Here is a 13,405-nt window from a genome sequence, read left to right as displayed (position 1 = left end):
GTTCGATTTATAGGTTAATACTTAAGCCCAATGTAAAGGATTTAGGCAACGGGTAGTCCTCGCCTCTTGGACTCGCGAGTTCTGGGTCCCAAAGCTTGAATTTTGACCAGGTTAGCAAATTACTCCCAACAAAAAATACTCGAATGTTGTTGGTTTTGATTCTATTAGCTAAATGTTTCGGAATCGAGTAGCCAATATCTACTGTTTTGAGACGGAGATATTGACCATTTCGTAGCCAAAATGTAGATTCCCTAAAATTATTAGGATTTGGACCAAAACTCAAGCGCGGATAAGAAGCATTAGGATTCTCCGTTGCTGGATCTCCAGAGATTTCAGCAGATATCCAACGATTTTCGCCCATTACCCCCTTCATTACTTGTCCCCACTCTCCTTCACTGAACGCATACACCGTCTTTCCATATGTGAAAAAAGTAGATTTGCCTGCCCCTTGCAAATGGATATTTACATCCAACCCCTTCCAACTAGCAGAAGCCCCTATTCCATAAATAAGGTTTGGTCGTCTGGTCGCACCAATAGGTACCCGATCTCCATCATTGATTACACCATCACCATTCACATCCTTATATTTAATATCTCCAGGTTGGTAGTTGCCAAAAGTTTGAGTTGGACTATTACGGATATCGTCATAATCTTTGAATAGGCCTAAAGCAACTAAACCCTTGGCTTGATCTACACGAAATCCTCTTTCATTCTGATAACCATAGACATTATTCTCTTCATCCCTTTCCATAATAGTGTTCTTACTATAAGTGATATTACTTCTAGCGGTAAGATTTACCTCCCCAATTTTTTGTTTGTACTCAAAGCGTCCATCAAAACCTCGAGATCTCACAGCGCCGACATTGGCTCTAGGAGTGCTTTCCAACCCCACAATCTCAGGTAAAAATCTCCGCTCCATATAAATCCCTGTCCGCTCCTCATTAAAGAAATCCAAATTAGCAATAACCTTATCGTGAAAAAGCGCAATATCAAAACCTAAATTCTGCTTGGTAGCCATCTCCCAAGTTACATATGGAGAAGCTACCTGAGTAAACCTCATCCCATCGTAAGATCTATTAAATCCATAGTCTGCCCACTGATAGCCACCTCCACTTCCAATCGCATAGAGGTAAGGAAAGCGTTCCAAATCATTACCAATTTTCAGCTGATCATTACCCACCTTGCCCCAAGAGTAGCGGATTTTAAACATATTCATCCACAGGACGTTCTCTTTGACTATCGACTCCTCTGCCACATTCCAAGCTGCTGAGAATGCAGGGAAAAAGCCATATTGCTGTCCCAAAGAGAAGTTCTCAGAACCCGTATATCCGAAGTTAAAATCTGTAAAATAACGATTTTTCCAATTGTAGGTCACCCGTCCAGCCAAAGCCTGATTTCGTCGGGACAAACCGTTTTTGATATCGTCACCAACATTTACCGTTTTGACCAGCGCATCACGTGTGAATCTAGCCACTCCCCCTACGTTATGATTACCGATACTTCGGTCATAATTGAACATCAAATCCAAAAACTCTCGTCTTTCACCTTCCGCCGTGCTGTATTGATACAATTCGCTAGGATCGGATACATGTGTAAATATGAGGTTTCCGTTTTCATCCCGAGCTCGCTCAGCTCGCCATTGCTCTGGCCATTTACGACGATGTATATTGCTCTTATTATTTGTATCAAATCCAAAGATTCCTCTAGCACGAAGTCCCTTTGTAATAAAATCAAAGTTTTGCTCGATGGATATATTGGTTTGTATATTATTTGTCCAATGTTCGTTAAATCCAGTTTGTGTAGCCACCACCCAAGGATTGGTTTGGTTTCCGATCCCAATGGCAGGAACATAGCCATTCGAATACATAATTGGGGTACGAATAGGTGAATATCCGAACAACACCCCCCAAAAATCTTCATCACCTAATCCTGGGCTATTACGCTTACCCAGAGCACCTGCAATACCCAGTTTTGCCACAGTTGTTTTGGTAATGTTAAAATCTGTGTTGAGGCGATAGTTCCAACGTTTATAGTTTGCATTTGTATTGTAATCATTCCTTAACGTTTCATCAATCTTATACATCCCTCCTTCTTCTACATAGCTGCCAGAAGCGAAATAACGAGCTGTTGCCCCACCGCCACTCATATTGAGATTGGCCCTATAGGTCATTGCACCATCTTTAAGCAAGAGATCCTGCCAATTCACGTTGGGATACAAATCTGGGTCTAAACCCAATCTCAAGATTTCCAGTTCTTCATCTTGATAGATGGGAGCCTGATTGCGAGTGACCCGCGATTCATTTAACAACCTTGCATACGTCACCCCATCTTCGAATTCCGGCGTAATCGTTCGAGTATTGTAAATAGTTTCATCTTTGAAATTAATGTCAATCTTCCCCTCTTTACCTCTTTTGCTCGTGATGAGAATAACTCCATTTGCTCCTCTAGACCCATAAATAGCTGTAACAGCGGCATCTTTCAGTACAGAAAACGATTCTATATCCTCAATATTGATTTCATTGATATCACGCTCTATGTTATCGACCAATACCAATGCTCCAGTACCACCCCCAAACGTCGAAATTCCGCGAATCCAGAATTCCGAGATATTTTTCCCAGGTTGGCCTGATTGCATCATTGCCATTATACCCGGAACATTTCCGGCCAAGGCATTAGACAAGCTCGAAGTCGGGTTGGATTTCAGATCATTTACATTTACGGTGGTCACTGCTCCGGTCACGGTCAGCCTCTTTTGAGTACCTGTTCCCGTCACCACAACCTCGTCCAACACGCTCATTTCTGATTTCTGTAGTGTGACGTTGACCGTAACACCATCTTTTATAAGTATTTCTTGCTTTTCATACCCTAGATAGGAGAAAGTCAATTTCTTGTATTGCTCTATCTTAATTTTATATCTACCATTATTGTCAGTAACAGTACCTAAACCTGGTGCATCGGTCACAAAAATACTAACCCCAACTAGTGGTTCCTTTTGGGCATCGGTTACGACACCTGTTACTTCGACAATCTCTTGCGCCAGTGCGCTAAAAGTCGCACCGAGAAGCAACATACATATTATTAAAATTCTTTTCATCATGAAAATCACTGATTGTGCGTTATTTATTTTCATCCATTTCTTCAAAAGCAATCTTGCGGATGCGACGATTCGATTGGTCTCCAATATAAAATGCGCCTTCTGCCTCATTATAGGCTATGCCCGATGGTCGATCAAACCGTGCTTCTTGCCGTAAATCACCGTCAACATAGCCGTATGGGTTTGCGTTGATACTCGAGCTCCCTCTTCCAGCAAAAGTATTCACACTCCCGTCAGGAGACAGTACGCGAATAGCATGATTCTGTTGATCAGTAAAATAAAAATCATATTCATCCGTCTTACCTGCAGCCACATATGTAGGATTCTTCACGAAGACCCCCTGATATGGATTCCGCAGACGAGCGGATGAACCTACTGCATCTTCATAACCCGCTCCTTTAAGTTGGCCACAGACCAAGTATGGCTGATTGAACTGCTTCTTGTCCCAATTATAATCTACCCGGAGGATATAATGTTGGTTGATGACCACGATGTAGGCGTAGTTTCCGGTAGGATGTATCATGATTTTATATTCCCATTGCGGATCATGCACCACGAACAAAGTCTCATAATCCTTGACACCAAGCCCTTCATTAAAATACTTGTTTAAATCAAAGCGAAAAAACTGTCCTTTTTCGTAGCTATTGAAGTACATTTCACCATTCACTGGATGGACGGATGCACCATTACACTGCCTATATGTAGTCAGGATTTCTCTATCTTGCCAATTTCGATCTCTCGATAAGCGATACGTAGCTCGGTCATTTTCTCCGCCACGATCTTCTGCAATGATCATGTATTTACTATCAAGCGTAAAGTCGATACTCCGCGGACGGTCAAAGTCAGAACGCTTCTTAGTTACCGTACTATCTGCAAAATTGATTAGATAGAGCCCATTATTATTATCAAATGTCATCCACAAGTGCTTTGGGTTGACTGGGTCAAATTTCAGGAAAGAGGGTTCCCAAAATCCGCTCGCCATCTTTGTCTCATCCGGATCTTTAAATTTTCCGTCTTTCCAAGGCTCGTCACCTCTAGCATTCCGATACCCGATGATAGTCGATACCACCATTTTACGTTGATAGTCAAAAAGTTGTTCGGCTTTACCTACCACTACTTTATCTTGGCCTCCGACACGCACCTCTATATTTCCACCGAAAGCTTGCCTCGGTACCAAACAGTACAAGGATTCCCCTTCCACATTGATGACTTTCGCCTCTTTTCCTCCTATAGATACCGACACTTTTGCGAGATCATTCCCAAAATTTTGGCCATAAATCACTAAGCGTTGCCCCATTCCTCCCGCTTTGGGTTTGAAATCAGACACGACGACTGGTTTCGAGGGGTCAAAAGGTAAGGCATCAGCGACTTGCTGACTGTCATCCTTGCACCCTACAAAGCCTAAACTAAGTGCAACAAAGGCCCACAATATTCTACGCAGGAAGCCATTATTGCTTTTTACCACATGTGTAGTTTTCATAATTATAATTTCTGGTTAGCGTGTTCTAGTTGGTGTATTTATAATGTAGCGTGACATTATCCTCGCTCATTAATTGTCGATTAGTTTTTAGCAGATACTATTTCATACAGTACCCCCATATTACGCTCGAATAAGCGGTATATGCATTTCGTAGATTCTGAAAATTCAGCATACGATCTAAATCTCAAATCACGGCGGCGTGACTAATAATTGCTCTTTTTGCCCGGTATCCGCATTTGAACGATTAGACAGTACCCTTATCAAAGAAAAGTTTCGTACTAACATTGTCATAATTGATTATTTATATTTAAGCTAAATGGTATTAGCTTTTTGGTTAAAAAATTCGAGAGTACGGCTTACCGAAATCTTCGTGATTTGTAGCGGCTATTACTTTAGGTTTCCATTCAACAATTTGTACAATTCATACCACCCAAACTATTCGTGATATAACATGCTTTTTCTGTAAAATTCCAGTTCTTATCGACTTAAATTTTTAGAGATTTGCGGAGCATGCTAGATTGTTCGTTGCAAAATCGCTGTCAAAGTATCTAAAATCTACTTGTGTATCTAACGGTCTAATTCTATAATTGATTAATCAAAATTAAGAATTGTAAAAAAATCGATACTATCGAATTATCTCAATCGTATGCGTATTCGTATCATAATAAGCACCATAAAAGCGATTCACCAATATATTTCCGCTAAGACATCTTACAGCCCCCCTTTCTGGGCCCAACCCAAGAGAATTATTGAAACATCAGGAAATACGTACAATCCAAGTGTACAGCATATGATTAACGAAAATTTAAAAAATTGAGATGTATATATGGGATTTCATGATATACGGCAGTAAGATTGGGCCGTATTTTCCAACCTAAAAAAAATAGGTTGTAAAGAAAAGAGAAAGGAAAAAAATTGAGTACAGTCTACACTCTACATATTGTTCTAAAGAAACAGGGGTATATGTCTCAATAGATGTATAGAACTAGTGGCGGAAACCCTATATGTTAAAGCCGGTCCCGGAAGTACTTTCGGACAGGTTCGTCAATTTTGCGTAGCACAAGATAAGATAATCCCAGGAGTAAGAATGTACCTACTACGATTATAGCTGTCATTTCCAACATCCCAGGCTTAAATTTCTCCACATAGCTCATAAAAATCCATATGGCGGGATAATGAATAATATAAAGTGGGTACGAGATATCACCCAAAAAACGACAAATTCTATTTCCCTGCAAGAGGCGATTGCCATTCCCTAGAGCAACGAGAAGTGGGAAATAGAAAACAACAATTATTGGATCGATAAACTTTCCGTAAGCTACTGAATATGGTACAAAAAACACAAGTGATAATAGACAGGCAAAAACAGTAAATGACATCATATTGGGCAACATCCATCGAGATCGAAAGATCAAAATTCCCATCAAAAAGGAAAACCACAGTCGAATTCCTCCAGACAAAAAATCATGACCCCCAAAGCCTACCGCCAAATAACCTGCATGTAAAGATACGGCACATAGTAAAATAGCGCCAATACCAACTAAAATCCAAAGAACTTTTTTAGATATCCGAATAAGTACGATTGCATAGAGGGCATTGCCAATATATTCCCACAACAGTGTCCAAGTTGGCGGATTCAAATGAAACAAATTAAAATAACGCTGAGGTACGATTGGATAAGGGATTAGGGTAATTCCACTTAGAAACATTCCTATCTTTTGTAGAGGACTAAATGATTTTGTAAGATCACTAAACGGGTCGTATACAAAAGCCAATAGCCCAATAGAGGTTCCCAAAACCACCAATGGGTGTAATCGGATTAATCTTAACTTTAAAAATTTAGAAATTCCTATACGGGAGATTCTATCATCATAAGCATAAGCAATGACAAATCCCGACAAACAGAAAAAAAAATCAACAGCCAAGTAACTACGTGGGATAAAACTATCACTGTAATCTGGAGTAGCAATTTCCATAAAATGAAAGAGCACCACCGCAATTGCAGCAATACCCCTTAGCCCATCTAACATTTCGAAATGCTTTTTGGATTGGTTGATCATATATCTATAGGTAAGTGTACTTTTAAAGAGAATCGTATTAGTGAATGGATAAATGCCTTAGTTATCCATAGTATAAAAAAGGCCTTCACGTCTCCGTAGAAGGCCTTCACATTTTAAATAGACTATTTTTCTAATTTTGACTCCAACATTTTGATGAAATATCCCCCTACTACAGATCTTGCTTTAAATCCCGATCGCTTGGGTCTATCCGTGAATGTCCAATCGGACATCGGCACGCGGTCAACAGTCTCATTCATAAAACGATATACTGGAGAGATAAAGCGTTCGAAAGTTTGCTTATCATCAGCCATTGTTGCTGTCCAAGTTATCCAGTCCGTCTTGGTATAGGGTTGACGATTATCCAAAGGTAGGCCATAGATATTTTGCTTAGTCAGATAATAGGCGATTTCAGTACTTCGAATATCCTCATCAAAGATTTTCATCTTCAACAATTTGTCCCATACCATATTATACTTCTGGCTCCAAGTACCAGATTTATCAAACGTTAATTTGTAGTGATCGCCATCCTTTGCCATTTCTTTCCACTTTTTAGCCATCTCTCTTGCCTTAGCTATATACCTTCCACCTGTTTGCGTATCCCCCTGCATCTCGGCTAGATAACCGTAGGAGGCAATTCCCAGAATTGCTTTAATCGACAAGTTCGCATTGTGGGCAAAGTGTCCCGCAAAGTCATCCGTACACAATTGATTTTCGGGATCTAATCCCTTATCCACTAAGTAGTCCGCCCATGTGGTCAATACTTTCCAATGCTTCTTGGCATAGTCAGCGTTGCCTTCCGTTTTCGCAACAGCATACGTCAAAATAAGCATATTACCAGATTCCTCCACTGGCATATCACCTCCATACGTCTGTCCATTAGCTAGCGGGTATGTACCTACGTCATGCGCGGCAAAAGGCTTAGTCCACTTATTACTCTCACTATAGTAAAAGATAAAATTCATCAATGCCTTTGCCAACTCCGGATTATAATACAAAAACAAAGGTGCCGAAGGGTAAGTTACATCCACCGTACCGATTGAGCCGTTACTATCATTTTCTTTGGACAGCAATAATAGGTCGCCGTTCGGCGCTTTTACCAATTTGTGAGCTGCAATCGCCTGCCTATAAGCCAACGCACATAAAGAAGCGTATTCCGTCCCGCCTACCGCTATTGCTTTTTGCATCAGCTCCGCATCGAAACGATCACAGGCTTTTAACAATTGTGCATATTCCTTATGGGCCAGTTCAAATTGTTTTTCGATTGAGCTATTCCCTTTTTCATTCCAATACGGACGTAGATTGTCACCAAAATATTGAATAGAATAGATATCATCATACCCCAGAAGTACCTTATCTTGGTAAGTTCTGGACACATCAAAAGTTTGAATCAGTGCCAATTGTCTACCTGTACTGGTTGAAGTTGTCCCCTTCTGCCCTGTTAAGAAATTTCTCCTCAATTGGTGGCTGTTCCCCACCATAGCCTGTGTATTTTGTTGGTTAGATGCCATGTAAAAATAACCCCAATCAATGCGAATATCATCCCCCTTACTTCCTAAAATCTGTTGGCTCTTACTTCCTGTCTTCACAAACCGAAGAGCGCCATTCTTAAATGTACTACTTTCTGCATCCTGAAGGGGAGAGTTTAAGGCCCAATTTGGCGCAGCTTCCAAATATAATTGGATTTGGTGTTTCTTACCATCCTTCGATTCCACTTGATAGCTCATGTAATTAACCGGTCTAGAAGTCAACTCCAGATTGTCCAAAAACATAGGTGCACTAAACGTAACCTTTAATCGCACGGCTCCACAGTCGAAACTATAATGCGTCTGCGTTGCTTGAACATCAACCGACTCCTGCTTAGCAACCTGTTCAAAATGTGTGGTCCCCTCTTTCTCCAAGAACAAACCAAAATCAAAAAATCCATTAGCTACTCTATTATAGCAATAGCCAGCAATAATATTCTTTCCCTTTTTTAAGGTCTTGACCACGTCTGCCGAAAGCTTCACACGGGAGGCCTTACCAGTCGCATTACCTGTATTAGCGACTTCAATCCCATTTACGTATATAATGGCATCGTCATCATGCGTAAATTCCAGATAGACAGATTTACCGACAAGATCTTCATTCAGGTCCACAGCTCTGCGGATCCAGATTTTGGATTGTTGCCAATCTGTATTCACATTCGGTTCTTTGTCTTTTGTACCGAAAGGTGCAACTCCTGAGCTCCACTCCGAATCATCAAATGACAATTTAGTCCAGTCAGCAGAAGGTTCTCGCTCAGTATACGGGGCACTCCAACGTTCATGTACGCCCACTTTCGCAATAGGTTCTAATTCGACTTCTTCCTTTCCTAAAAAACGGTAGGACTTGCCATCAACTTTGATAACACCCAACAAAGGAAAGGATTTGCCCGACCAATGGCGCACTGCATCACCGTACAATTCATTACTATATGACCATGCACTGGTGTTCGGATCGATAGTGACCAACGGGAATGCTGGAGCCCGCAAATCATTTTTATACGGTCTTTCCTGCCCATAAAGTGAAAACGATTGACAAAAAACGGCTACAGCTACTAAGAATTTTAAGTTCATTATAAATTATAAAAAATGGAAACTATTGAGAAATGGTATTATTAACCATGATAGAGAATCCGTGCTTTCTTGCCAATCTAGCAGCAAGAAAACACGGATTCTTCAACTCTATTTTACTGGGACCTTATAGAGCGGTTGATGTAAGTTGTTTAACTCCTTTTCAGACATCTTCATCACTTTTCGATCATACGTCATCAACCCATTAGTTTCAACTTCCACATCCGTAGTTTGTGTATACACTGCTGCCGATAGTCCCATTGGTATCAATCGATTCAGATCGTGTATGAGTTTCTTATAGCGATCTAGTAATTCTGTACTATTTTTAAAGCTTTGGTATCCCCAATTATCTTTTTGTTGCCAAGAGTGTCCTTCAACAGGGAGACCTAGACCTCCAAATTCGCCAAGCGCCAATACTTGATGCGCACCAAACAAAGATGGGTCGGGCATCGCAGCATCAGGGTAGTTGTGAATATCCAGAATGTGTCCCGTCTCCATAAAGTTGCCTCCACTAGCGCTATTTACAAGTCGGGAAGGGTCCTTTGCAATCGTCCATTCGGTAATTTCCTTAGTCTTAAATTGTCCCCAAGCTTCATTGAACGGCACCCACATCACGATACTTGGAAAGTTATGCAAGACTTCCATTATAGCTTTCCATTCTTTTCTGTAATAACCTTCTGATACTGCAGAACGTTCCTTATCACGGTTGCCCGCCGATATCTTACCGGGTTGCATATCCCAGTGATTTCCACCTAAATCTCCACTAGGCATATCTTGCCACACCAACATGCCAATACTATCGCAGTGACGGTACCAACGGGCTGGCTCAACCTTAATATGCTTACGTATCATATTGAAACCCATATCTTTAGTTTTGATGATATCATATTTCAAAGCTTCATCCGAAGGTGCCGTATGAAGACCATCTGGCCACCACCCCTGATCCAACGGTCCATATTGAAATACAAATTCGTTGTTCAGCATCAACCGTTGGATTCCCTGCTGATCTTTTTGCATAGAGATTTTACGCATAGCAAAATAGCTTTTCACTTGATCGATTACTTTTCCCTTGCGAATCAATTGAATCTCCAAATCATACAACTTTGGATTGGTAGGAGACCAAGCTTGTGCTGCAGGTACAGAAATTTCAAAGGAACTGTTAGGTTCACCAGATTGCTCCTGTATAACCTTATTACCGTCCAAAGCTCTCACTTTTATCTGATCGCCAGCTTGACCTTCTTCAATCATAGCCTCAAAAGATAAGCTGCCTTTATCCAATTGCGGCGTGTGCTTTGTACTCGCAATATATGTCTGCGGGACACTTTCAACCCACACCGTCTGCCATATACCGGTCACAGGTGTATACCATATACCATGAGGATTCTTTATTTGTTTACCTCGCGGCTGGGGACCATCATCAGTTGGGTCCCATACTCGGATAGCTACATCCTGCTTATTACCCTTCTTCAAGAAAGCGGAGATATCCATTGAAAACGGATCGAACCCCCCTTCATGTCTTCCGACCAATTTATTATTGACAAATACATCACACTGCCAATCTACAGCACCAAAATGCAGAAGCACTTTGTTTTTATTTACGGCTTTATCCAAGGTAATGGTATTGTTGTACCACAATGCCTTATCTTTGCCCACTTCTTTTCCCACGCCCGACAAGGCTGATTCGACTGCAAAAGGGACTAAAATGTCACCATCCCACTGGTTGGGAATTTCGGACGTAGCGGCACTTGTGATCGCATATTTCCATAATCCATTTAGATTTTGCCAATTATCAGTTCGGATCAATTGGGGTCTTGGATACTCTGCATGCGGTTTTTTTACATTCACATTCTCCCCCCAAGATGTCAAAATACGCGTACCGGCTGGTTTCCAGTCCTGTGCAAAATTCAGTTGTGTAGCCATCAGTAAGCTGGCAACTAATAGGGTTTTCTTCATCATCATAAAAGCTTTAGTCTTTAGTATATTTGTCAATTTTATTTTACTACTGGAAATGCCGATATCCTTAATCGTGCTGCCCCCATTGGAATCAGCTCGACCTCAGTTATGGCTTCTTTACTCTCTATGGGGCTAACTGGTAAAAAGCCTGTCAACCCATGTTCATCAATACTCCATCCGTCGATTTTCTTTGCTTTTGCAATAATGGAGATTGGGACAGCATTGGCTTCAAAAGGAAATGAATCCTTAGGCCATTCGCGTTTGACAACTTTCAATTTACTGACATCACGCAATTGATCTTGCAGTAATCCGTAATTCCATTCACTAGCGGGAAGAATCTCAAAAGAAGGCCATTTATCTGGATCCGCAGATTCCTGCCATTTGGAATCTCCAATAGCAGAGGTTTTACTACTTTGTTGTACATAGTTTTCTTTGATTTTCAGTGCGTAGGTTAACGGACCTCTATTGATACTCACTGAATTGCTGTTAGCTGTCCATTGCTTTAGTTCTATCGTCATGGGCATACTCAATTCTACTCTGTCGCCATCTTTCCACTTCCGTGCAATCTTGATATACTTACTCGGAGTAGCCACCTCTACCACTTTTCCGTTGATCTTGAGCTCGTATCCTTTGGTCCAAGCTGGGACACGTAAGTAAAGTGGAAAATCTACGCTATTGGAAGACATTGATATCTTAAACGAGACAGTCTCTTCAAAAGGATAGTTGGTTATCTGTTCAATTCCGACCGTCTGATTATCGCCTACTTGTATAGTCGCCTGTGACGCTGCATACAAGACTGCCGCAATCCCATTGTCATTAGTGCCCATATATAAGTGCTCAGCATAATAAGGCCATCCTTGACTGTGGTTGTGTTGGCAACAACGCGAACTAAAAGGATTCATCATTAAAAATGGGCCACTGTTGTCAATACCTGGTGCGTGGTTGTGGCTATCACTGATGCTCATATTCGGACTTGTGATGTAGCGTAAAGCCCTAAAGTCAGCAGTCACTGCAGCAGGATAAGTATTAAAGGCCACCTCTTCGGCATGATCGGCCCAAAATGGATCTCCAGTAATACCAAGTAATATTTCATTTGAAGCCATCTGCTCTACCATTCCACAAGTTTCTACTCCTTGTCTTGGATCTGTATATCCGGGTCTAGCATTTTCATCGGCACCAAACATCCCCCCTGGCACCTGACCAAAAACCTGTCGCACGTAGTGAAAATTGTCATAAGTAGCTTTCAAATCGGCAGCAACATGGCTTTTCAAGTAATAAGTAGCAGGCTCCCGAAAGCACTGTGCAACATTTACGTTGTGCCAATTCGGCAAATCGTCGGTTTGCCTCCAATTAGCTGTGTTACGATGGATTTTGTCTGCTAATTCCATCAACCACTCATTACCTTTGGTACGGTTGTAAAGCCAATATACGGATAGAAGATTATCTCCACCTCGGCTATTTTCCCAATAATCCTTTAAGAAGAAACTATCTGGCAAGTTCAATTGCCATTTGAAATATTTAGTCATCAGATCTAGCACTCGCGCATCAGAACTGTATTCATAGTAAGATTGTAAGCACCAGAGCATAATCATATTACCCCAGAGATCAGGCTTATTGTGTCGTAGAATTAGCGGACCAAAATAACCATCTGGTCGTTGGCTCCGAATTGCGCCTTCCAACCAGACTTTGGACTCTTCAATAATTTTCGGATCCTTAAGGATATACCCCATATTGGCGTAACCTTTCAGCCAATAAGGGACTTCCTCCCAACCGTAGTCTCCCTTTCCGTCCGAACTGAGCCACGCATTGTTTTTCTTCGAAAGCCAAGCACTGATTTCACCTAGGTGTCCCGTCAATCCTTCTTTTTGTAATGTTAAGTATTGACCAAGCCAACCATGTGGTACAATACTTCCCACAGGCAATTTTATCAATGCATTTTGCTTCAATGGAAGCCTATTGTTGATATAATTTGAACTTTTGGAATCCATAGGGAGTTGATCTACTCCCGTTACGCTCCCTATTTGGGCATGGCTAGAAGACCACAAAACCACAAAACTTACTAATAATCCAATTTTTTTTATCTTCATTTTTTTACGGTGTGTTTATTGAAACTCTGATTGAGTAGAGCCTATTTCCCGATGACAATTGATATCTTTTCATAGACTTGAAAGATTTCTATAATCTCGTTATATCTATAAGGGAATATAATGCTATAATTGATTACCCA

Annotated in this window: 6 protein-coding genes; all 6 read right to left on the bottom strand. The window is 41.1% G+C overall.

Annotated features, from left to right (window positions below; translation table 11 throughout):
* Positions 1-7: 7 nt before the first annotated feature.
* Positions 8-3,097, bottom strand: coding sequence for a SusC/RagA family TonB-linked outer membrane protein (locus OQ289_RS09660; RefSeq protein ID WP_270090525.1), 3,090 nt, complete (start codon positions 3,095-3,097; stop codon positions 8-10).
* A 19-nt stretch (positions 3,098-3,116) separates the two neighbouring features.
* Positions 3,117-4,574, bottom strand: coding sequence for an IPT/TIG domain-containing protein (locus tag OQ289_RS09655; protein ID WP_270090524.1), 1,458 nt, complete (start codon positions 4,572-4,574; stop codon positions 3,117-3,119).
* 1,007 nt (positions 4,575-5,581) lie between these two features.
* Positions 5,582-6,634, bottom strand: coding sequence for an acyltransferase family protein (locus OQ289_RS09650; protein ID WP_270090523.1), 1,053 nt, complete (start codon positions 6,632-6,634; stop codon positions 5,582-5,584).
* 122 nt (positions 6,635-6,756) lie between these two features.
* Positions 6,757-9,228 (bottom strand): glutaminase family protein, encoded by a 2,472-nt coding sequence (locus OQ289_RS09645; RefSeq protein ID WP_270090522.1) that lies wholly within the window; start codon positions 9,226-9,228, stop codon positions 6,757-6,759.
* A 108-nt stretch (positions 9,229-9,336) separates the two neighbouring features.
* Entirely contained in the window at positions 9,337-11,184 is a 1,848-nt protein-coding gene (locus OQ289_RS09640; RefSeq protein ID WP_270090521.1) for a glycoside hydrolase family 2 protein, read from the bottom strand.
* A gap of 32 nt (positions 11,185-11,216) precedes the next feature.
* Positions 11,217-13,265, bottom strand: a complete 2,049-nt coding sequence (locus tag OQ289_RS09635) for a beta-L-arabinofuranosidase domain-containing protein (protein WP_270090520.1) — start codon at positions 13,263-13,265, stop codon at positions 11,217-11,219.
* Positions 13,266-13,405: the final 140 nt, after the last annotated feature.

This window comes from Sphingobacterium sp. SYP-B4668 (assembly GCF_027627455.1).
GTDB lineage: Bacteria > Bacteroidota > Bacteroidia > Sphingobacteriales > Sphingobacteriaceae > Sphingobacterium.
The sequence above is the reverse complement of the archived record's forward strand: the minus strand, read 5'-3'. Positions and strand labels throughout refer to the sequence as shown.